Annotated in this window: 20 protein-coding genes; 6 read left to right on the top strand and 14 right to left on the bottom strand. The window is 39.9% G+C overall.

Going from position 1 to position 23,266, the window contains the following annotated elements; all coding sequences use genetic code 11:
- Window positions 1–96 precede the first annotated feature (96 nt).
- The 3 genes from DFO72_RS23050 to DFO72_RS23040 are packed head-to-tail and all read right to left on the bottom strand — an operon-like array spanning window position 97 to window position 3,205.
- Window positions 97–1,698, bottom strand: coding sequence for an ABC transporter permease (locus DFO72_RS23050; protein WP_113884781.1), 1,602 nt, complete (start codon window positions 1,696–1,698; stop codon window positions 97–99).
- Complete coding sequence (locus DFO72_RS23045) at window positions 1,698–2,600, bottom strand: ABC transporter ATP-binding protein (protein WP_113884780.1); 903 nt, start codon at window positions 2,598–2,600, stop codon at window positions 1,698–1,700. Before DFO72_RS23045 ends, DFO72_RS23050 begins: the two co-directional genes overlap by 1 nt.
- Window positions 2,601–2,602: 2 nt before the next feature.
- Window positions 2,603–3,205: a TetR/AcrR family transcriptional regulator gene (locus DFO72_RS23040; RefSeq protein WP_113884779.1), complete on the bottom strand. Its 603-nt coding sequence runs from the start codon at window positions 3,203–3,205 to the stop codon at window positions 2,603–2,605.
- 158 nt (window positions 3,206–3,363) lie between these two features.
- On the opposite strand from DFO72_RS23040, the gene DFO72_RS30470 reads away from it, so the two are divergent.
- From DFO72_RS30470 to DFO72_RS23030, 3 genes are all read left to right on the top strand, one after another.
- Window positions 3,364–3,486: a hypothetical protein gene (locus DFO72_RS30470; protein WP_258549834.1), complete on the top strand. Its 123-nt coding sequence runs from the start codon at window positions 3,364–3,366 to the stop codon at window positions 3,484–3,486.
- A 621-nt stretch (window positions 3,487–4,107) separates the two neighbouring features.
- The gene (locus DFO72_RS23035; RefSeq protein ID WP_113884846.1) at window positions 4,108–5,226 is read left to right on the top strand and encodes a YibE/F family protein; all 1,119 of its coding nucleotides are present in this window, start codon (window positions 4,108–4,110) and stop codon (window positions 5,224–5,226) included.
- On the top strand, window positions 5,223–5,999 hold the full coding sequence (locus DFO72_RS23030; protein WP_113884778.1) for a YibE/F family protein: 777 nt from the start codon (window positions 5,223–5,225) through the stop codon (window positions 5,997–5,999). Before DFO72_RS23035 ends, DFO72_RS23030 begins: the two co-directional genes overlap by 4 nt.
- A 70-nt stretch (window positions 6,000–6,069) precedes the next feature.
- Here DFO72_RS23030 and DFO72_RS23025 read toward each other — a convergent pair whose 3' ends face one another.
- Window positions 6,070–7,089, bottom strand: coding sequence for a DUF3231 family protein (locus DFO72_RS23025; protein WP_113884777.1), 1,020 nt, complete (start codon window positions 7,087–7,089; stop codon window positions 6,070–6,072).
- Between the two features lie 277 nt (window positions 7,090–7,366).
- On the opposite strand from DFO72_RS23025, the gene DFO72_RS23020 reads away from it, so the two are divergent.
- The gene (locus DFO72_RS23020; protein WP_113884776.1) at window positions 7,367–7,858 is read left to right on the top strand and encodes a CBO0543 family protein; all 492 of its coding nucleotides are present in this window, start codon (window positions 7,367–7,369) and stop codon (window positions 7,856–7,858) included.
- A gap of 27 nt (window positions 7,859–7,885) precedes the next feature.
- Here the strand turns inward: DFO72_RS23020 and DFO72_RS23015 are convergent, their stop codons facing one another.
- From DFO72_RS23015 to DFO72_RS22990, 6 genes are all read right to left on the bottom strand, one after another.
- Window positions 7,886–8,677, bottom strand: a complete 792-nt coding sequence (locus DFO72_RS23015; RefSeq protein ID WP_166672548.1) for a DUF817 domain-containing protein — start codon at window positions 8,675–8,677, stop codon at window positions 7,886–7,888.
- Between the two features lie 58 nt (window positions 8,678–8,735).
- Window positions 8,736–8,951: a helix-turn-helix domain-containing protein gene (locus DFO72_RS23010; RefSeq protein ID WP_113884774.1), complete on the bottom strand. Its 216-nt coding sequence runs from the start codon at window positions 8,949–8,951 to the stop codon at window positions 8,736–8,738.
- Between the two features lie 9 nt (window positions 8,952–8,960).
- Window positions 8,961–9,443, bottom strand: coding sequence for a DUF2975 domain-containing protein (locus DFO72_RS23005; RefSeq protein WP_113884773.1), 483 nt, complete (start codon window positions 9,441–9,443; stop codon window positions 8,961–8,963).
- 277 nt (window positions 9,444–9,720) lie between these two features.
- On the bottom strand, window positions 9,721–10,596 hold the full coding sequence (locus DFO72_RS23000) for a GT-D fold domain-containing glycosyltransferase (RefSeq protein WP_134177288.1): 876 nt from the start codon (window positions 10,594–10,596) through the stop codon (window positions 9,721–9,723).
- Between the two features lie 36 nt (window positions 10,597–10,632).
- On the bottom strand, window positions 10,633–12,147 hold the full coding sequence (locus DFO72_RS22995; RefSeq protein ID WP_113884771.1) for a glycosyltransferase family 2 protein: 1,515 nt from the start codon (window positions 12,145–12,147) through the stop codon (window positions 10,633–10,635).
- A 65-nt stretch (window positions 12,148–12,212) separates the two neighbouring features.
- Entirely contained in the window at window positions 12,213–13,067 is an 855-nt protein-coding gene (locus DFO72_RS22990; RefSeq protein ID WP_134177284.1) for a hypothetical protein, read from the bottom strand.
- A gap of 119 nt (window positions 13,068–13,186) precedes the next feature.
- On the opposite strand from DFO72_RS22990, the gene DFO72_RS22985 reads away from it, so the two are divergent.
- Both DFO72_RS22985 and DFO72_RS22980 read left to right on the top strand, forming a co-directional pair.
- Window positions 13,187–14,068, top strand: a complete 882-nt coding sequence (locus DFO72_RS22985; RefSeq protein ID WP_113884769.1) for a glycosyltransferase — start codon at window positions 13,187–13,189, stop codon at window positions 14,066–14,068.
- Between the two features lie 9 nt (window positions 14,069–14,077).
- A complete protein-coding gene (locus DFO72_RS22980; protein WP_113884768.1) occupies window positions 14,078–14,923 on the top strand; it encodes a DUF7164 domain-containing protein in 846 nt (281 codons plus the stop codon).
- A gap of 449 nt (window positions 14,924–15,372) precedes the next feature.
- On the opposite strand, the gene DFO72_RS22975 is transcribed toward DFO72_RS22980, so the two are convergent.
- From DFO72_RS22975 to DFO72_RS22960, 4 genes are read right to left on the bottom strand one after another with little or no spacing between them, the layout of a single operon-like run.
- On the bottom strand, window positions 15,373–18,246 hold the full coding sequence (locus DFO72_RS22975; protein WP_113884767.1) for an ATP-binding protein: 2,874 nt from the start codon (window positions 18,244–18,246) through the stop codon (window positions 15,373–15,375).
- Complete coding sequence (locus DFO72_RS22970; protein WP_113884766.1) at window positions 18,236–18,607, bottom strand: response regulator transcription factor; 372 nt, start codon at window positions 18,605–18,607, stop codon at window positions 18,236–18,238. The genes DFO72_RS22975 and DFO72_RS22970 overlap by 11 nt, the downstream gene beginning before the upstream one ends.
- The gene (locus tag DFO72_RS22965) at window positions 18,608–21,859 is read right to left on the bottom strand and encodes a hypothetical protein (protein WP_113884765.1); all 3,252 of its coding nucleotides are present in this window, start codon (window positions 21,857–21,859) and stop codon (window positions 18,608–18,610) included.
- A complete protein-coding gene (locus DFO72_RS22960) occupies window positions 21,856–23,265 on the bottom strand; it encodes a glycosyltransferase family 2 protein (RefSeq protein WP_113884764.1) in 1,410 nt (469 codons plus the stop codon). Before DFO72_RS22960 ends, DFO72_RS22965 begins: the two co-directional genes overlap by 4 nt.
- Between the last annotated feature and the right edge of the window lies 1 nt (window position 23,266).

Raw genomic sequence — 23,266 nt, 5'->3', positions numbered from 1 at the left:
TTGCAACACATGTAACTTCAGAATTTCCTTTTAACTGTTATTAGTATGAATAAAAAACGCAATCCCCATATAGATTGCGTTTCTTAATTTCTATTTTCATTGCTCGATATCCCGCTTATTAAACCCTATAAACCCTGCTAACGCCAGTCCCCCAGCAATTAAACACAATAGAAGCAGCGGGATAATTGAAAATTCCTCAATCGGTGCCTGCGGAACATGGCCAAAAGGAGAAATACTGCCGATCCAGTCAGAAAATTGGAATAAGCCTCCTAAATACAGCACAATAAAAGAATATAAAACATAGAGCCAAATAAAACCGGATAATTTTGGCAGGAAGCCAATTAGAAATACGGCCAGGCTGATCATGACCAGCATGGCTGGATAATAGGACAATGCAGCTCCAAAGATCATTCCAAAGGATAACCCGCCTTCAACCACAGCAGTTCCGGCAGACCAAAGGCCGAGTGCTGCAAGTGAGATCATGACAAATCCATTAATGACGGAAATGACATAATAGCTACCTAACAGTTTTGTCCGTGAAACGGCTCTGCTTAACAGGTGAACAATTCGTTCCTTTTTCTCCTCGCCGCGGAGCTTATTCATGGCCATAACCGGAGGAATGGTTGCCATCAGTGAAATGACAATCATCAGCATGGGAATGAATTGTTCCACCAATGTTACCCCTTCTGTTGGTTTAAGGAGCTGCTTCATGGCCTCATTATCAGAGAAAAATGATTCCAGATCACCTAAAACTGAACCGTAAGAAGCCCCCAGCACAAACATGCCTATTGCCCATGAAATGATTCCGGTACGCTGCAATCTTAACGCAAGGCCGGTTGGACTCTGCAAAAAGCGTGATGCATATTTTTTTCCGGGTCTGGATGGTAAAAATCCGCGATCCAGATCTCGAATTGCATTCAAATAATTCGCGACGGCAAAAAGAACCATGGCTGCAGCAATCATTAAGACAATAGGCCACCAATTATTAGAATCATAGACTTCTGCTTTGGTTACCCATGCGAGCGGCGAAAGCCAGGATAATGATTCATTGCTGATGTCTGTAATTGCTCTAAAAAGGTAAGAAATAAGAAGAATGGCTATCGAATAACCGATTGTTCCGCGTGAACTATCTGAAGCTTGAGCAAATACAGCTGTTACACCTGCGAAAAATAGACCCGTCGCCCCTAATGCAGCACCATATAGCAATGACCCTTCCAGATCCATGCTTTCAATTCCAAGGGCATAAAGGCCGAATCCATTAATTAAGGCCAATACAATGCATGCTGCCGATACTACAAGCAGTGATGCATTTAAATAGGATAGACGCCCTACAGGCAGCGAACGGAGCAATTCCAGTCGTCCATCCTCTTCATCAGCCCTGGTATGCCGCGTAACCAGCAGTATGCTCATTAAACCAGTCACAGCAGCAGTCATTAAAAGCATTTGATGGGCTGTCATGACACCAATCGTATAGTTGCTTAGATCCGCGGGACCAGTCATAGCAGTCATCGCCGGGTTTGCCATTGTTTGTGCCATTGCATCTCTTTCCTGCTGAGAATTATATAATCCCTTAAAGGCTGTTGGAACGATTATCGTGAAAAAGGTAAGTGCCAGCACCCATATTGGGATCCGCAAACGGTCCAGCCGGAATATAAATTTTGAAAGGAAAGCAGTTTTTGCTAAATGGTTGCCTGCCATCAGCGGACACCTCCAGTATCCTTTGCCCCTTCATAATGACGCATAAATAAATCCTCTAATGTTGGCGGGGCACTTTCCAGCCTGATGATGCCAAATTGACTTATATGCCTGATGACTGCATCTATTTGCATCGTATCAACCTGAAACGACATACCATGTTCACTTTCCTGAACCTCATGAATGCCTTGCATATCAAGTAATCCTGTAATCGGCATGCTGGTGCCAACGAGCATTTGTGTCCGTGTAAGGTGGCGCAGCTCATTTAAGGTTCCCGACTCAATAATTTTGCCTTGACGGATAATGCTTACCCGGTCGCACAGCTTTTCTACCTCTGATAAAATATGGCTGGACAAGAGAACACTCTTTCCTTGTCTTTTAACTTCCATCACACATTCCTGAAAAACCTTTTCCATCAATGGATCCAGGCCTGATGTCGGCTCATCCAGAATGAACAAGTCAGCATCAGAGGAAAAGGCCGCAACCAGAGCAACCTTTTGCCTGTTGCCTTTAGAGTAGGTTCTGCACTTCTTGGATGGATCCAAATCAAATTTCTCTATTAACTCCTCACGTTTTGCCTTATTCGCAGTGCCATTTAATTTTATAAATAAATCAATAACCTCCCCCCCTGTTAAGTTTGGCCAGAGATTCACGTCACCTGGCACATATGCCACCCTCTTATGAATGTCGACAGCATCCTGCCAGGCGTCCTTGTTAAAAAGCTTTACTTCTCCGCCTGTTGCCTTTAATATCCCCAATAACACCCGAATGGTGGTGGACTTTCCTGCCCCATTTGGGCCGATGAACCCCAGTACTTCACCTGCATTTAACTCGAGATTTACCCCATTCAGTGCTGTAAACTTGCCGAATTTCTTTGTTAGGTTGGTTACTTTTAAAAGGCTCATGCTCATTCCTCCCCATTTTTATAAAAACAGCGCTTTAAAATTTCCTTATAACTGTCCCATTCGTTAAACAGCCCGATACCGATATCCTCAAATGACGTGATTTTCGCTATTTGCAGTTCCGCGAAACCAGTCATGGTCCAATTAAGGATATTCATCGCCTTTTCAGGCTCTATATCCTCCCGAAGCTTTGACCAGTCGATGTTTTCGTAGATTCTTTTGAAGCCATTTTTTTGAATGTTTGCCAGCAGTAGATTTATATCCGATTTTACATCCTGAGCATCTTCTTCAAGCAGTGATTTTAAGAAATCAAATACAAGGGGATACTTCTTTTGAATGTTTAATTTAATGAACCCTACCTGGCTGATTCTTTCAAAAATGTCCCTTTCATTCATGTCTATTTCAACATAGATTTGTTCTATGATGTTTACTGCATTCTGAATCAAAAAGAAATACAAATCCTTTTTATTGCTGAAATAGTTGAACAATGAGCCTTTGCTTATTTGTGCATCCTTTACCATTTCATTTGTTGATGCCTTTTCATAACCGCTCTTCACAAATTCTTTCATGGCTGCATTGATAATTCGTTCCTGTTTTTCGGGTTTCAAGCTGTAAAAAGTAGTATTAATTATATTGCACTCCTTTCACTAAAATGACCAATATGGTCATTTTCAACATAACAAAAAATGACCACTTTGGTCAATGTTTTTTTATAAAAATTCGTATTCTAAGTTTTATCTAATGATTCAGGGGGGATACATTTTATATGGAGGTGATAGAGGTGACTTTGCTTTTCTATAAAGCAATGGAGGCATTCAAGAAGGACGCAGAAAGACAGAAACAAGAGAAACAGCAAACTGAAAGCTCCATTTTGCAGAAAAAAAAATAACAGCATGGCTCAGCAGTCATTCTCTTTCATCCTTCTGGATGATTTTTTTTTGATAAATTTGAATCCATAAATGAATGCGGGCAAATATGAGAGTATAGTACGGGATAAGCTGGATGAGAAGCATGAATCCTGTTCATCAAATATTAAATAAGCAAAGTGAGCATGTGGTTTATTTAAAATCTGATAATTCAATAAGCACGATGCAGGTTGGAGATGACAATTTTTGTGTCTTGCGGCTAACTCCTCAACTGTCCGCGGTTCTTTACCTTTCAGTATGTTAAAATCACTTCCTTTGCAGTTCTCATACAAGTTATATTGTTCGATCTAGGGATCTCCCTGACCAATGATCCCTTGATATTCCTTATACTTTTGCCATCACAAATGCCTGCCAGGTGTTAAACCTTGCAGGCATTTCTCTTTGACCTTATCTGCAGCCCATGATACTTAGAGGCCAAAACAATTGGACATTGCACACACACTTTGATACGCTTGACTATCTGAAAAAATTACTGTTATTCTTATTGCGTTGAAGCGGGCAGCTGCATGGCATCATTATGGGTTTCAGCGGAAAAACCGCTTATTTATACTAAAAACTGTCTTTATATTCTCTGGAGGTTCATTTTGAAAAACATCCCTTTAAAAAAATTCTATTTATATATCATATTGGCATCTTGCATTGCTTCCTCTGCTCTATTTGTTCAAAACAATGACTCATTCTATGAACGAACAATTGCTGAAGTTAAAGAGGTTCAAACTCATCATTCTGAAGAAGTAAAGGATATTTATGATAATGAAGATCGCCTATATGAACAGCGTATCGTGGCAGAAATAACGAATGGCGAAGAAAAAGGGCAGCAAATCCAGTTATCCAATCAGTATTCTAAATCCAAAGCATACGATTATGAAATTCAAACAGGACAAAAGTTATTCGTATCCATAGAGGAGAAAAAAGAAGGTGCTGGAGAATTAAGCGGAGATATCCTTGATCTAAAGCGCGACCATTACATACTATTGACAGGATGGATCTTTATCCTGATACTGCTTTTTGTCGGGAAAAAGCAAGGTCTCTTTTCCATCATCAGCCTGGCAGTTAATGCCGTGCTGCTTTCTTATGCATTGGATGTATATCTGAAGAATCCGGAAATAAGCCTGCTGCTGATATGCAGTGCGGCAGTCATCTTATTTACCGTTACCTCCCTTCTGCTCGTAAACGGCTTTAATGAAAAAACATATGCAGCGATTATTGCTACTCTTGCGGCTACTTTTTTATCATTATTAATCACTTATCTAGTCATTCGGTTAACTGGCGGGAAGGGCTTAAAATATGAAGAGCTCCAGTTTATAACCAGGCCCTATCAGATGGTATTCTTAGCCGGTTTATTTATCGGCTCTTTAGGTGCGGTTATGGATGTGGCCATTACCATGTCATCCTCATTGTTTAGCTTATATGAAAAAAATAACAGCATTCCAGTTCAGGCTCTTAAACGCTCTGGTATGGAAGTGGGCAAAGACATTATGGGCACCATGACGAATATCTTGTTTTTCGCCTATATCAGCGGTTCCATTCCGATGCTTATTCTGTATATAAAAAATGACTCACCGCTCGGATTCAGCCTATCCATGAACCTTTCGCTTGAGTTAGCCCGGGCACTTGCCGGAGGAATTGGGATTGTGATCACGATTCCGATTGGGCTGTATACCACGATATACTTCATTAATAGAAAGAGGGCACAAAGATGAACGCAATCCTATTGCTGGCAGCCATTTTATTTATTCTGATGACCCTTATAGGCGGAAAAAAAGGAGCCAGATCATTTTTTGCGATCTTCCTCAACTTCGGAGTGATTATTTTCGTCCTTTTCTTTATGAACGATCCAAATATCAATCCAATTATCGTTACATTATTCGCCTGTGCATTCATTGGCTGTATCAATCTATTTTTTATAAATGAAGTGAACATTAAGACGAAAACCGCATTTCTGGCTTCCATCATTACTACGGTCGTTCTCATTGTGTTCATTGTCATTATTGCAGAAAAGTCAATGATTCAGGGATTTGGTGAAGAGGAAATAGAAGAGTTGAGCATATTTTCCCTTTATATTGGGGTTGATTTTGTTAAAGTGGCTGCGTCTGTCATCATTATGAGTACAATCGGCGCCATAACCGATGCTGCCATGGCCATTTCTTCCCCAATGAGGGAAATTCATTATCATCACCCGGACATTAGCAGAAAAGAATTGTTCCAAGCTGGCATCAGCATCGGTAAGGATATTCTCGGAACAAGCACCAACACATTATTTTTCGCCTTCTTTGGCGGATATTTAGCACTGCTGATATGGTTTAAAGACCTATCCTATTCACCAGGTGAAATTATCAATTCAAAAATTTTCAGCGGCGAGATGATCACGATTTTTTGTGCAGGAATTGGGGTAACAATGGTGATCCCCATCACGTCGTGGATTACCGCCATGTATTTAGTGAAAAGAGGAAATACATCCGATACGACTGAATAGCTTTGACTGCAGCCCTTTTGAGAGGCTGCAGTCAACTAAATGATTCATCCTTATTTCTATTGCCTGTATCTTATTGCTTTTTATGTATCAGCAACTTCCTATTAGTCACAAGCGGAGGCTGTTCAAGCCATTTTTCCTTTACCACTATATCAAAGGTATCCTTTGCATAAAGCATGACTTCTGCAATAATTTTACTGTATTGAGTTGTTAGGTCGGTTCTCATGGACACTGACATGGCATGTGAAATTAAGCTAATGTCTACGGAATTCAAAACATTGATCATAGAAAAAATAAGTTTGTCTGAGAAAGGTGATACAATGGATTCTGTTACTTCCATTCCGACAGTAACGGTTCCAAGAAGCTCTTCTTCCATTAATAAATTATTGAAAAAAGATATCTGTTTTTCGCTGATCGTCTTTCCTTTCAAGATATGTTTCTTTAGGTTTTTGTCTTTTACCACTTGAGCAAACGCAAGCATGATGAGAACTGAAAAGTAATTTCGCTCGATGTTGAAAAATATTTCCGATAGTTCAATTGCATTCAAGGGACGTTTAGTGCCTATAATTCCAGAAAGAAAAGATTCTTTCTGGACAAATTCAATTTCTTTTGGATAGTTCATTTTTGGCGGCCGATCATAAATGCCCTTAGTCAGCATCAGCTTTACTGCTTTACCAAACATTTCTGTAGAGGTATGTATACATTCTGTAAAAAAATCCAGGACATCCAGCCGAACATTGTTTGATGCAGTATAGCTGAAGTTAATCATGCCCAATCGATTCATCATATAAATATAGCTTAAAGTGAACACATCATTGAATAATGGAGGGGCTGACAAATTGACATCCCCTTCGGAAAAGGCAGCAGGCACCGGAAAATTTTCTGAGAGGAAAATTTTTTTGATCTTTTCTAACCTTCCTTGCGAAATTTGCAATGACTCTTTTGCTAATGGAATGATTTCCTCATCTTGAAGATGGTGTAAAAAATACTTGAGAAAACAGGAACTCATGCTCTCTTGTAAATAAACACCCCAAAGGCCTCCAATTTCTGTGCAAGACAGTTCAATATTTACTTTCTTTTTCCTGGATTCCACAATGACTCCCCCACAATGTATTTGTAGGTTTATTATCTCTAAAAGTTTAAAAAATACCTATATTTTATAAAGTAAATATTCTTCATTACTGCCCTTTAAACTACCAAAAAGCCTCTATAACAACAGTCCCATAGATAATAAGGTAAGAGCCCCTGAAATCAGCATCTTAATCTAATTTGCAGTTAATACTATTAGGATAATTTATCCATTTTTACATTTATTGGTATTTAATTTTAGATGTCGTCAATACTAATTACCAGAAAAATGAGGTGAATATATGCATTGCATCCTTGTTATACTGGTCATTATCTTTGCTTATTTTAGAGGAGATTGGAAGAATTGGGAAAGTTATTATCCTACCATGCTCTATATCTCCGTGGCATCTTTTATTTATGAATTTATTTCACACAGCCATTTTCATTTATGGGAACTTGAAAAAGGCCTTTTGAATCTGATGGGAGTTCATCTGCTGCACAATATCATTATCAATCCTTTAATGGGATTCGTGTTCTTATCCCATTTTCCCGGCAAATTAAAAAAGCAAATGTACTATTATGCAAAATGGATTGTCTTATTTTGGGCAGCTGAATGGCTGGCATCCCGTTTTAGTTTCATAAGCTATCATAATGGATGGAATATTTGGTGGTCTTTTTTATTTGTCGTCATTATGTTTCCTATGATCCGTTTACACTATGTCCATAAACTGCGGGCATTAATTCTATCAGTTCCAATTGCAGCCCTTTATTTATTTGTGTTTGATTACCTTTAATCAGCCAATTGAACTTAATCCTTACAGTTATAAAGTTTGACCAGAAGCTGAACCAGCGGAACTGTTTCCTTTCACCCGCTTTAGCGTAGCCACTATAAGAAAGCTGACAATGACTAATAAGAGCCAGGAACTCACCTTCCCTAAATGAACCAGGCTCCAGGCATCAGCCTGATTGGGATATTCCCAAGCCCCAAAGAACGTTGCGATATTTTCTGCTATCCATATAAAGAAACCAATCAGCACAAAAGAAAGTGCAATCGGCATACGGTAACGGATCCCGCCAACCTCGTAGGTGACCCATGATTGCCAGAAAACAACCATAACCATTCCAGATAACCACCATCGGACGTCAATCCAATAATGGTGGGTAAAAAAATTCAAATAAATCGCAGCTGCAAGAGGAACTACCGCCATGAATGGCGGCCACTTAACCAGGTCAACCTTCAGCCTCCTCCATGCCTGGCACAGGTAACTTGCTACACTGGCATACATGAAACCGCTGTACAAAGGAACCCCAAACACTTTGGAATAACCATCCTCCGGATAAGCCCATGAGCCCATATGGACCTTGAATAGTTCAAGTGCAAGGCCAATAAGGTGGAATAATGTGATAACCTTCAATTCATCCTTCGTTTCAAGCCCCGAGCGCACCATGACCCACTGCATCAGGAGACAAATGATCAGCATCCAGTCATACCGCGGCAGAATGGGCATCGGCAGGAATTTGGTTAAAGCTAAAGAAGCAAAAATAACAACAGGAAACAAACAGGACAAAGCCTGCTCCCAGCCAAAACGAAAGAGCTGCTTAATTGACCTTATCGATCGCGGTTCCTCTTTTCGAATAGTCAAATGCATCTTTTATCCCCCACCTGTATCATTAATCTTCCTCATTATTTCGGTATTCCAGGATATCCCCAGGCTGGCAGTCTAATGCTTTACAAATGGCCTCCAGGGTTGAAAACCTTATCGCCTTCGCCTTGCCATTTTTCAAAATAGAGAGGTTTGCCATTGTGATTCCTACCTTCTCTGAGAGTTCTGTTACACTCATTTTCCTCTTTGCCAGCATCACATCAACATTTATAATAATTGCCATGTTCTCACCTCAGACCGTTAAATCGTTTTCTGATTTTATATCAATTGCCTCTTGTAAAAGCTTCTGCAGAACTGCCGCAAAGACTGCGATAACCATTGATGCAAAAGGAACCAGCAAGCCAACGAAAATGACACCCGGGGCATCGTCTATTTCTGCAAAAATATAGAAGACCGGCAGTACCAGCACATGCAATCCGGCGATAGTGATGGCACAGTATTTAATTTTCTTTAAAGCTATGACCGATAAATCTGAGAAAGCTTTATTTTTGTCAATATAGCGCAAAAGCTTGAAAGCCTGATACAGCGCAAAGTAAAAAGGAATCGTCGAAGCATAAAACACGATGAAAACCAAATATTTAAGGAAAGCAAACTTCGGCAGCATTTCTCCTGCAGCTTTCCCCAGCTCAGGCACCAAAAAAATGCACAGAACCAAAATAGGGACACCCAAAAGAAAAACAGCTATTTTTAAAAACAATGTTGTTACTTTTTCCAAAAAAAACACCTCACTTCTTATTTTCAGTTTGATTTTAATACAGAATTTATCGTTTTGCAATAAATAATTAGCGTTTTTTATTATATTTTTATTGAATCCAGACCCATTCTTGATACTTTAACAAAGAAATAGAGCATTTCTCATGGCAGTGAAATGCTCTATTTAACTTAAAGCTATTAAATTATTAATTGCTTAGTAAAATATGTCATATGCATAGTTGATATAACTAGTGCCTTAACAATGTTTGCAGGAATACAGTTTTGCTGAAAGATAGCTTTTATTTAACAATTACCTTCGTATTGTTAATCAGTTCATCAATTAAATGACCAAAATCAATGGCAATTTTATTGCGTTTGGCCAATTCGACACAAATTAAATTTGCTGGAATGCCTGCAGACACGAGGGCCACATCGAAGTCATATTTTTGCGCCTCGGAAAGCACATGCGGAACCGAGTTAATATTCTCAACAGGAATCGAACCCGCAATGTTATTAAACCCGGCATTACGCAGAACGGTTTCTCCCTCCATCATCCGATTTCCTATTAATAATACTCTTTTATTGTTCAGAAGGTCCTGAAATAGCGTTGTCTGCAGATGGAGTTCATAATTTATTACGGATCTGGTTAAATTCATGCTTTTCATAGGCCATTTGTGAACCTTTGCCAGCTTGTTAAACAATTGCTGAAAGGTAGGTCTCCTCAGGAATGGAATGCCAACCATATCGGCTTCCATCATATTTCTTGCTAATAAGTCCCTGATGCTGTGATCGGGCAAGTTTACACCGGCATATGATAAGAAATTTAGCCTTGGGATGCTTTCTATCTCTTCCGCTGAAAAAAGAATGTCATGTCCAAGAGTCAAAAGCTCCCCATCCCCAATTCTGATCAGGGAGTATCCTTTATTATTACCCATAGCCTGCTTTATTTCCTGTTGAACCTCATGAGGTGTTTTAAGCTTGATTAATTTATTTGATAAGCTGGCTATCCCTGCTTCCAATATTTCTTCCACAGAATATGGGAGAATATAGTCAGCTCCAACCAGCTCTTCCACATGCTGTTCTCCGCCGCGGAAGTACGCTTCATATGTGAGGTCTTCTAAGTATCCGAAGTTTTTTAATCTATCCCAATCCTTCTCTGAATACATAGACATCATTTTGTCCTCCATTCATTTTTAAAAAAATTGAATCTCTTAAAAAATTTCTCTGCCGTTATCGTTTAATTCATCTAGAATCCTTCTTTTCCTGTTTCCATCAGAAAAGCCGCCTCTTTCATTCGTTTTCGAAAAAAAATAAGATAGCCCTTCAATGCAATCTCCAATCAGTTCCTCTTTCTTTATGGCGTCATCCATGTAAGGGAGCTTTGTGCTGACCTGGACAACTGAAACAGGCAGACTATGTTCCATTATCTTGAGATAGGCCACTGGAGGAATCATAATAGATGAATTACCAACTAGCTGCAGTGCTTTCCTGCTGATAACATGGGGCTGAAAGGCCAAGCCATTATTCCAGAGATCAGGTCTCTTTGCTGCTAAATTAAGAAAATACTTCATGCTATTTATTAGTTCAAGGGGATGACTTTCATCTAAATAATTGACTTCATTTAAAAGAACCAAATCTGCCCCATTTTCTGCTTCTTTGAACAGCTTTTCCCAATCTTCGGCTGGCAAAATACTCTTTTCGTCGAGGAAAAGTACGCTCTCCCCTGAAGCGAAAACTGCTCCAATAGCTCTATTTAAAAATATATCGCCTTTAATAAACAAAGGAATTACCATTACATTTAAATCCCGTAATCTATCCATTTTTATCTTTTCCTGTCTGCTTGAGATAAACAGGATTTCATCAATTTGCGATTCTTTTAAAGTCCTGATCACTTCAGTCAACTGCTCAAGGCTCAGTTTACCTTCGTCACAGATGACAGCACTTCGCAGTACTGTTTTGCCAGCATTTAACCGTTTAATATTTTGCAGCATAGTTCGGTATCTTTTATCAGGGTGGCCTCCTCTCTTTCCTTTTTCTGTAATAAGGTAATGTACTGCTGACAAATGATCTCCAAAGATTACATCCTCGATCCAGTTATAGGGGGATTCACTGGATTTTTCAATATGAATATCCGGCCTGATTTTATTTCTGCTTATTACATCAACATATTCAGGCGCAACAATCGACAGCTTCTTGCTCATGGCTATTGCCTGGGCTAAAGGCGGATTGGCAAGACTTCGCCAGTTAACTTCCTGCAATGCATGCCTGCTGATTGCATGCGGCACAGCAACCATGGAGTTAATCGTTAATTCATCATAACCAAACAGTTCGTTCAGCGCCTTTTTGACAACCGATACAGAATGCGGCCGCTCCTTGGTGTTCATAATTAACTCCAGGTTATTTAGGGCAATATCATGGCCTTGCTCTATCGCATCAATAAACGGATATAGATTTTTATTTGAAATAAGAATATCACCATCTAAAAAAAGTAAGATGTCCCCCTTTGCATAAAAAGCCCCAATTGCCCTTCCAATGTCATGTCCTAAAGCATCCTCATAAACAATAACTTTACATTCCATTGCTTGAGCGATTTCTTCTGATTTATCAATCGATCCGTTTATGACAGTAATGATTTCAAGCGGATTCAGCTTCTTAACTTCGTTTAAAATCATTTCTAATTTCTCTTCTTCATTCTTTATGGGGATAATAACAGAAACCTTTCGCATGGTACTCACAGCACCTTCCTTTGTATGGTAAAAGAAAGTTTTGCTTTATATAGTATTTTCATTCGTTATACCTTGCTGACACCTTTTATCAATTCAACACATAACTTGTTTATTATTGGGATTTGAAACGAAAAATTGCTTGATACTTCTATATTGGCAATCCCAAACAAACTAAATTTGAAATTGAAGCCTGGATCATTTGGATGACTTTTAAGAATCGATTTTATCATTGCTTTCGAAGTCAGCCTTAAAATTGAAAGTGCCTCTTCATAAGGATTGGCTTGTTTATTATTGCAGGGTTCCATACTTTCGGGTGACGGTGGAGTTGTTGTTACATTTGGCGGCGGTGTTGTAGTTACGTAAGGTGCTAGTGATGTTGTTGTTACACTTGGGTGAAAATTATTCACTTCACCAGGATGCTGTGGTTTTAGATCCGGGGCTTTAAAAAAGTATCCTTCAATCGTAACAAGTTCACTTGAATCCTGTCTGTTAAAGGAAGCGATGACCTGCAGCTGATTCTCTGACCCATACCCAAGGAAGTCTTCCTCTTTATACTTACCATTTGTCTTCATATTCAGGAGTGTTATAACCAATTTCTCATTTTGGGCAAGTCCTAAATTTGGCTGTTCAGGATGTAAAACCACTTGCATTTTACTTTTTGCCGTTTCGTATGGAGCAAATTTCCAAGCAGCTGGCTCTACATCGAGAATTCTGGCTTCCCCTTCTTTTAATGAATCCTTGTTTAATGTTAAACTAATTAATTTTGATTCCGGGCCGGAAGGAGGTAAAGGGCTTTTATTTTCAAAGGTGAGAAGTGCCATTTTACCATCTTCGGATATGTCAATGTGACCAATCAAAGTTACGATTTCATCATTATTGCCTATTCCTAATAACTGGGTTTGAATGCCCATTTTCTTCATCCTTTCATTTCTAAAAAACATCCAAAGCATAATGCTACAATATGCTTGTCTTATAAGAGTGTGCTGGATGAAAGAATTAATTTGTGACTTTTCAACTTTTTCATCATGGAGGGGGAAAGGTGAGACCTGAAAAATTAGTAAAAACGTCCCTTATTCTGCCTGTCAAAAATGAAGGAATACACATAAAAAACACCATTCTCTCCATACTTAAAACCAAAACGAACCATTCTTATGAAATTATCGTGGTTGATGACGGATCTGAGGACCAATGCTGTCATTTTTTAGAAGAGGAACAAGAAAAAATAAAACTCATAAAAACGAACAGTGCAGGTGCTGCAAAGGCTAGAAATATAGGAGCAGAGCATGCTTCGGGGAAATATTTCATATTTTGTGATGCACATATGTTTTTCAAAGACTACTTTATAGATTCCTTAGTCGCCCCTATTGAAAATGGCATTGCAGATGCTGTGAATCCCGGAATTGCTGATTTTATGAACCCTGAGAAAAAAGGATACGGATATACCTGGAATGAACAATTGGAGCCTAAGTGGAAAACAGATATAAAGAAATTATCAAAAGTTCCTCTTTTAGCTGGGGGATGTCTTGCCATATCTAAAGAGGTTTTTCAGTATATCAATGGATTTGAAAATGGCTTTAAAGTTTGGGGAAGAGAAGATGAAGAGATTTCACTAAAATTATGGCTGATGGGTTATAGATGCTTTGCAGAACCAAAATGCACTGTTTTCCATGTCTTCCGTACGGAATCTCCTCCATTTCTTATTACGTGGGAGGACGTTAATTATAACCTGTTGCGTATGGCTTACAGCCATTTTAATGAGAAAAGAGTGGAAAAGTGTAAGAAACTAATTAAGTTTACTGACCCAGATTTCGTTATCGACAGAGTATTGAAAAGTGATGTTATGTTGCAGCGAGAACACTACTTCCAAAAAAGAGTTCATGACGACGATTGGTTTATGAATCTTTTTGGCATCAATTTTTAGAGGTGCAAAATGAAGAGAGCAATTGTTGTTTACTTGGAAGGAAAAAGAGAGTTACTTTTACAGTTTGGCTGCTTATACACTTCTTACCGCTCTATTCAAAGCAAGGATACAGATTTGGTTATTTTCGGTCCAAAACAGACGCTTGAATTATTGCCGGACGACTGCATTAAAATAGAGTACGATTCGCCATACCATGACTATCCATATCTAAATTCCATTAGCTGTATTGCCAGCAGTGAGTCTGATTCCATTTTGAAAGATTATGAATATATCCTGCGGACCGATGCAGATACTTTTTTGACACCGGCCTGGAATTCATTTTACCCAGAATATTTTACAGCAGGCATAGGAAAATATGCTTTTGATTCCGAGGTCCAAAGCAAACTCATGGAGCTTTCCCGCCTTTTCGGACTTAACCATCGCGGTATCCATAATATCGGAACCTCCCATTACGGAAAAACAAAGCAAATAAAAAAGGTCTGCGAACTTTCACTGCTAATATCAGAGTGTATACTTGCTGCAGAATTTTATGAATCTGAAGGAAGCTGGCCAGGATGGTATAGAGGCGTGACTTCGATGTACAGCAGTGAAATTGCCATAAACCATTTAATTGACCACTTGCTGATTGAACCAGATAAGCTGGATTTTGACAGCACCTCTGATGATCGAATTGAAAGCCACCCCCATATTCACTGCTGGCATACAGATGAGGCTTTTTCAAAATTCCAGTTTGCAGATGGTAACTATAATCATCTTAGTCTTGAAAATTTAGATCCCTCAATTATCAAAGATTATTGTATGTTTATTTCCCTTAAGGCATTGATCGAATTGGACGTAATGAAAAGAGTTTTCTAATAAATATGGAGATTAAAGATCATTTTCATTGTCTCCTTGGCAGCTATCGCTTTTCATTCCCTGCCTAATGTGAAGCCAGCTTCCCGAATGGACATCCAGAGTTCCTCGCCAGGAACCATAATTGATCTCATTGTCCCTTGCCATATGCCTGGTATCTACCGTAATCCATAGAATCCCTCCTAAAGGGCTACCAGCCATATCTTATTCATAAAAAAGAACTGTATTTATTTTTAATGCCTATTATTTCTTGAAACCCGCTGGAAATAGCTTAAATATACAAAAAGAGGCAACGGTTCTAAAGTCATTTTAATGACTTTAGAACCGTGTGCCTGTTATAAATGAATCTTTTATCTGAACTTAGAATCTCTATAGCTCAAGGTGCTGCTGCCAGGTCTGTATTCAATGCAGAAAGCTTTCCCCAGGAAAATCTAATATAGTGCATGTACAAATCAATCACCGGGTGAATTCTCTGGAATTAATATTTGGCCTGCCTTTCCAACTTTAAGCAATGTCTGCAAAATGGCCAAAGATAAGCTGCCTGTCTGATATGGCTTTATGAAGTAATCATGAGCTCCCAATGACAGGCCTTTCTCTTTTTCATCCAATGCAGTTGATATAATAATTGGAATATGACTTAGAACTTCATTTCGCTTTAATATCTTCATAATGCTCCATCCATCAAGCCCTTCATCAAGCATGATGTCCAAAACAATCGCATCAGGAAGGTGATTTTCCAAGTACGCCAGGGCATCCCTTCCGGTATTGAAGTGCTTCGCATGCAAATTGTTTTCAGTAAGCTCCTGAATAATCAGTTCTGCCAGGCTTTGATCATCTTCAATGACCAGCACTTCATAGCGTGTGCCGCTTTGATGAATGTTCTCATCCAGTCCATGGGAAGGCTTATAGACACCTGGAATGGAAACAATGAAGGTACTTCCTTCCCCGTATTTTGATTTGAAGCTTACATACCCATCATGAGCCCTTACGATTTCCTGAACAATGGACAGCCCAAGCCCAGTTCCGCCAATTCGACGCCGATCTGAATTATCCACTCTGTAAAACTTGTTAAAAATATCCGCAGCTGCATTTTCCGGAATTCCCAGTCCATGGTCTTCCACTTCTATATGAAGCAGGCTGTTTTCCTCGTATAACCTTAAATAGACTGGGCCTCCAGATGGAGAATACTTAATGGCGTTGCTAATCAAATTGGTAAATACCTGTTCAATCTTGCTGGAATCTCCGAGAATAAGATCATTTCCATCAAATGATTCCAAAATAATCCTGTGAACATCCGTCTGCACCTGCTGGTTATCTATTACCTTCTCAATAATAGGGAGAAGCTCAATATATTTTTTTTCGTACGTTTGTTTACCGGATTCCATCCGCTGGACATCAAGAAAATCATTGATCAGGGAGGTAAGCCTCTTGGCCTCATTTAATATTGTCATCAAATACTTCTTCTGCTTCTCCGGCTTGAGTTCACGGTTTAAAAGCAGCTCTGAGAAACCTAAAATGCTGGCAAGCGGTGTTCTCAATTCATGACTGACGGTGCTGACAAACTCCGATTTCATTTCATCCACTTTAAATTCCTTTGTAATATCCCTGTGGACAAATACAGTTCCTACTCGCTCATTATTCTGATAAAGACCTTCACAGTACATCTGGCATACATGTCCTCTATCCTTGGTTTTATATACAAACGTTTCCCCGCTGGATGTTTCACCATTAAAAGCGCGCCAGATGAATTCGGTAAAGCCATCTTCATCCACTACCTGCTTCTTTAAAAGAACACTCCACTTATCCCAGGTCTGACCAACAATCCCTGCAAAGCCATCCTGGCAGTGGAACATTTCGCAAAGCTGTTTGTTGACCTGCAATATGCAGCCGTCCCTGTCGACATACTGCATGCCTTCCTTTACCGTGTTCAGGATATCCTGGTTTAATTTTCGGTCAGCTTCAGAGTTTTCATATGAGCTGATCTTATCAAGCGACAATCCAATCTGTTTGGATAATGCTGAATATTCATCCATATGTGTCTGTATAAAAGGAAAACCAAATCTGGTGAAGACCATGACAGCGGTCACCTCTTGATTTGAAGAGATAATCGGCAGGTACAAGTCATAGCCGAAAACTGTTCTTTCATGGTATCCTTTTTCTTCCTGAAGCAATTGCCTCTTAACTGTAAATCCTTCCTTTGTCTGCTTCAGCCTGTCAATAAAGCCACTTGCCAAATGATTATTAAACTGCTCAACACCCAAAGCTGAAATGCCAAACGAAGCAGACTCGCCATTTTGCAGCATGACAATTAATCCGCAATCTGCCTCAATGACATAGCACATATTGTTTACGATACTCTCCAGCACTTCCTGTTTCTGCAGCGAATTGGAGATTCCATTGATCAACTCGTTCCGGCGTTCAAGCTTTCTCTCATTTGAACGCATAGTTCCCAATACTTCCTCCAATTCTTCCCTCTGTGCTTGGAGCTCGTCCTGCTGCGCAAGCAGTTCCTCATTTTGAGCAAGCAAATCCTGCTCTTTTTCCTGCAGCGTTCTCACCATTTTACTAAAAGCAGTAGACAAAACAGCCAATTCATCCATTCGCTCCTGTCCTACATGCAATTCCGCCTTTCCTCCCCTTGCAATTTCCTCAGCGGCATTGGCAAACTGAGTGAGCGGCTGCCCAATTTTCTTGAACATAATCCGGATCATTCTGAACAAGATAACCAGAATGACAACAAGAAAGAGAAAAAACCCTGTTTGTATGTAGGATTGTTTGATGATTAGGCTCTGAACTCTGTCATTAAGCTCCTTATGGAGGTTTTGCAGATAGTCGTGTGTTTCATCCTGAAAGGAATTTATCCTTGCAGTTGCGCCGGAATCTGCCAATTTGATAACTTCATCCATACGGCCTGCTTCAAAATATTCTATTGATGCGGGAAGCCTTTCAATGAAATAAAAATCTGCAAATTCATCCATTTCCTTTCCAAATGCCTTGTCCTCAGGCGTTGCAGCGATACGGTTGTATTCACTTATAAGCTTTCTGATCCCGGGCCTTAAGGAAGCAGCCTGGTTTTTCAATTCAGAATTGTTATAGGCAAAATAGCCTCTGACATTGAAAAAGACCAGATTAAAGTCATGATCGATTTGCTGAACAATTTCTTCTTTTTTGACAAGCTTTTCACGTTCCTTGTAATAAGAGCTGTTCACATGCTCCTGCAGCAAAGTCAGAATAATAGTCCCCGCCAGGAAGAGAAGAGTGAACACTCCCATAAGGGCGATAATCTGTCTGGTAAGGCTCTTTTTTATAAAATGATTAAACTTCATCTGCTATTTCTCCGACCTTCTCCAATAATTGAAGAGGGCTGAACGGTTTAACCATGAAATAATCTGCACCTGCGTTTAAAACCTCTTCCTGTTCATTTTGCTGGCTTTTGGCAGATAACATTAATATTTTCACATCTTTGTTTTGATTCATTCCGCTCCGTACTTTCCTTATGACATCCAGACCGGTAAGGACTGGCATCATATAATCCAGGATGACCAAATCATATTGCTTTTTTTCCATAAGCTGCAAAGCTTCTTCTCCATCTTCAGCTTCATCTACAGAAAAATCCCCATCTTCCAGAGTATCAGAAATAAGCATGCGCAGAATTTCTTCATCTTCAGCTATCAATATCTTTTTCATTTACTTCTCTCCCGGTTGTATGGAGTCAAATGATTTTTTCAAAATAAAATAAGATTTTTTAAGTCTTTCATGGTAATCTGGCTGCTCCCACACATCCCAGGAATAAAAGACTGATTCTTTTTCATGTATCGCGCCTTTTTGCATCTTTGGAAAAGAATCCTTGATGCCATAGCTGTCAGCCGACACTGCACTAATCCATAATCCTTCAATATTCAGGCTGCCGGTAAGGCCTGCTCTCCATAAATCCCCCATTATCTCCTTTTGACTGGGGTCCTTCATATTAAGCAATGCCCATGGGAGTCTGATCTCCATTACTTTTTTATTCCTGCTTATACTAATATCGGTTAAAGAATTGAAGTTTTCAGATCCGGGGTTTGCATTCCCAAACAGTAGTTTGCCGGTCTCATAAGACTTGAATGGTTTCGTTTCCCCAGTTGAAGGAATCGTTAATTCCTTATTCAGTGCTAATCTGATAGGATGAAAAACTCCATTATCCTTTTTGTTTGCATAGCTTTCATTCGGTATCATGTTCAGCATATGGCCATAATGATAATAAAAAGAATCATAGTAGCTGTCGATTAAAAGCCTGGAATGATCCTGTCCGCCTATTTCCGCCAAAAAGTCAACTCCGAAGTCCGTTTTGATCTTGTCCGTTTGACTAATGGGAATGGAGGTCTGGCCTTGTCCTGCAATTGTATCGATCAGTAAATAAGTCTTCTCATTCTTTGAGTCAATGGGATGGTTATAATCTATTCGTATATACAAATGCTCCTCATCAGAAGCAACATACATATCCTTCAAGTAAGAATTCTCATCATCAGAGCTGTAAACAGGTTTCGCATTCAGCCTTTTCCAATCACCTGTATTGCCATCCGCATAAATACCGGCTTCATCTTTCCCAGTTTCAAAGCTTAAAAGGCCAAAATGCTGTTCATTTGTTTGCCTGTTTGACCAATATGGCCGCCGGTCAGGGTTATCATAATCCATCGTATTCCAGGTGCGTTTGAACCATTCATCCTGCCAGGAAAACACCAGTCCGCCTGCATACCCTTCCGAAACGATCGATTCAAGCAGCCGGCTGTTTATTCTTCCTTGCTCTTCTTCGGAATGAAAGCCCTGATTCATTCCTCCAGCGTTTTCATGCGTCATGCCCCTTGAAGAAGGAACGCCGAATTCCGCCACTAGAACAGGCATCTCATGGACAGCTATTAAATCATGAAGATAGCCGGCATAATTATTCTTGTCCCCTTCGGAATCGATAAAATTCACATACTTTTCTTCATAGTTGAGGAAGTCAGGATAATAAGGGTACACATGGTAGGATGCGAACAGTCCGGCATGCAGCTTATCCGTCTTCTTAATATGATTAGGGTTCACTGAGACCATATCCTCCTTAATCGAAGGCTCTGATGGATGGGTCAGCAGATCTGTTGTTACCCAATTTGTAAAGCTCATGGTGTGCTGCCATTGGTAGTGATCCGTTTCATATTTCACGGCATATTCCATCATTTCAGCAAGCCAGATTTCAAAAGGATTTGCATTTTCCGTTTGGAAATAGGTTCCTGAAAATTGCTGCAGGCCATTATGTTTCTCGTTTGTGCCTGCGACCGCCTCTGGATCCCATTCTATTCCAATCATAAAGCCCAGCACATAAGGCGAGATATCATAAGTATATTTACCTGAAGCATGACCTGGCTTCTCGTCAATAACAGCACTACCATGAATGATATCGACCATTTGCTTCATTTCATTTTTGAAATCTGCTGTAACAGCATCTGAATAAGCGTCTTGCTCTTTAACCAGTGTTTCTTCATTAACCCAGACACCATGGAATAAAAATAATGGCTTTTCCGCAATCTGGTTGTATTTATAAAAGGCCTCATAAAACGCAGGCGGGTGCAATGTATATATTCTGATGGCATTGGCATTCATATCTCCAATCGTTTTGAACCACCGGAAATATTCTGCTTCTGTTATTCCTGTTTCACCAGGAAAGGAGCCAGGCTTAGCAATCCCCATATTCACCCCTTTTACCAATAGATCCTCCCAGGTGCCATCTTTTAGAATTTGTATATATTCTTCACCAGTCTTGCTGTTCGTTTGTATTCCAGTGTTGCTGGCTGTTTCGGGCGCATTCTGACTATCCGCGCTTCCCGGCTTGTCCTGCAGCATTTTTTTCATCATTGGAACGTAAGCTTCCCAGTAAAATGAATCGTTCGCACTAAAGTATTCCTTCCACTTCGACAATCCCCTGGTCTGATAAATACCAGGAACTTCTGCTTCGTCTGCATAATCACCTGCAAAATAAAAGGAAGAATAAGCTGTGTTTTTGTGCTGGATCACAGCTGGGAAGGTGACAGGAATTCCAGCGTTCTGCAGTTTGCTTTTTCCTGCTTTTGTAAGAGGCAATGAATAGTCTGCTAATATTTCATCCTGATTTCTTGCCTCGATCACATCAAACCAATACCGATAAGGAGCGTGCGCTTTCTTCCCGAAGTAACCTTCTCCCTTTTCAGTAAACGTGAAACCAACCCCTTCACCATTCAGTTCACTTTCATCAACCACCACCACATAATCCTGCGAGTTCACAAACACCAGGCCGGGACCTTTAAAACCCCAGCTGCCCTCATCATAGTTATCCTTAATCCAAACCGGAACCTCGCTGCTTGATAAATCCGGGAAATATCTGCCTATCCATCCGCTCCAGCTGATGTTCAATAAATTCGTCAGCCGGTGCCGTGCCTCATTTGAGGATGGACCCGCAAAGGTATTGAATTCAGCAATCAGTGTTTTCCCTTTGGATGATAGCAGTGTATCTTCCAGCTGAATGACTTCCTCTTCCTGAAGACCGCCATTAAGACTTGAAGACCGTTCTCCCAGGGGATTGCTTCCATTAAACTCTTCCTCATAAACCCCATACGTATCGGCGAGGTAAAGCACTTGATATTTTTCAAGATTATCAGGGAATGGCTTAATGGAATACTCACTTTTCCTGCCTGGCTTAAAGCCGCTGTAATCATCTTCAATACTATATCGGTCCCCATTTGCTTTAATATATTTTTCATTATTTAAAATCCATACGAGCCCCTTATGCTCCCGGTATGAGTCATCCGGCACGGTCTTATTTAAGATGAACACATTGAGCTCTTGATCCTGCTTCAGCCACCATGTCCAGAAAGGACTTGCAATAACAGCCAAAACTCCAAAAACAATCAAAAAAACGATAGCTTGCCCTTTGGTAAATATTCTCATCCGGAAACACCTTTTCTTTTCATTTCTCCCCAGCTTGTATCACCTTTGATCAGCTGCCAAATCCCTTCACATCTCCAAAAAACCGTTAATGGCCGATACCATAAGGTTTCCGTCATTGAATAGAAAAACAGTTTCATTAAGTCGGAGATTTTCGGGAATTTCCGTAAGCTCCATTCTTCAAGCAGCACAGCAGCCATTGAGAAAAGTGAGCCGTACAAACAAGAAAGCAGGAAAATCAGGATGGCGAACTCCAGATAGATGCCTCCTAAGAATAAGGATACAATAACATATAAATACCCCAATAATTCTACAATCGGTCCTATAAATTCTACAATCCAAAAGTAAGGGAATGAAACAAAGCCTATCAGACCATATCTTGCGTTGAACGTCATCTTTCTGTGTGTCCACAAACTTTCAAATAAACCGCGATGCCATCGGCGCCTTTGCCTTCTAAGATAAGTCATGCTTTCAGGAACTTCTGTCCAGCAAACAGGGTCAGGCACATAGACAATTTTCTTCTTTTGCTTTTTATCCCTGATAAGCCTGTGAAGCCTTACGACAAGTTCCATATCCTCACCAACCGTATTGGTTTTATAGCCGCCTGCTTCAATGACCCATTGCTTGGAAAAAACACCGAAAGCTCCGGAAACGATCAGCAGTAGATTATGGCGGCTTAACCCGATCCTTCCCATTAAAAAGGCCCTTAAATATTCAATTATCTGCATAACCACCAAAGGCTCACTGGCTAAGCCGACCTTTAAGATATTTCCGTCCTGTATTTCACACCCATTTGCAATCCGAATGCTTCCGCTTGAAGCAATGACTTCCCCATTTGAATCCATGATAGGCTTCATTACCTTTAAGAAGGCATCTCTTTCCAGTACAGAATCGCCATCCAATGAACAAAAATAAGGATAATGGGAAAAATTAATCCCCGCATTCAACGCATCTGCTTTTCCGCCATTCTCTTTATCTATCAAATATAGATGCGGAAGGGAAGCGGACTGATATATTTTTTTTACAGTTTCTGTCTCAACCATCTTTCTGACTGCTGGATTAATTTCTCTCATATCATAATTCTCAATCAGCTTGTCCATGGTAGCATCTTTAGAACCGTCATTAACCACAATAATCTCAAATGAAGGATAGTCAATACTCAGAAGGGAACGGACACTGGCAACAATGCCGGCTTCTTCATTATATGCTGGAACAATGATGGAAACCGGCTTTGCGAAGGTTTCATTCATATATTCGTCAAGTGTCTGATTCCGGTCCAGCATATATTCTTTTCTTAACTGAAATACAGAGATTAATAAAATGATTGAATAGAAGCTGATGACAAGCACCATATAGGCTGCTATAAACATTGCGAACCCTACTATTATATTTCCCCAAATCAAAGCCATG

It is taken from the genome of Cytobacillus oceanisediminis, assembly GCF_004366035.1.
In the GTDB taxonomy this organism is placed as follows: Bacteria; Bacillota; Bacilli; order Bacillales; family Cytobacillaceae; genus Cytobacillus; species Cytobacillus oceanisediminis_C.
This window is presented reverse-complemented; position numbering and strand designations above follow the sequence as displayed.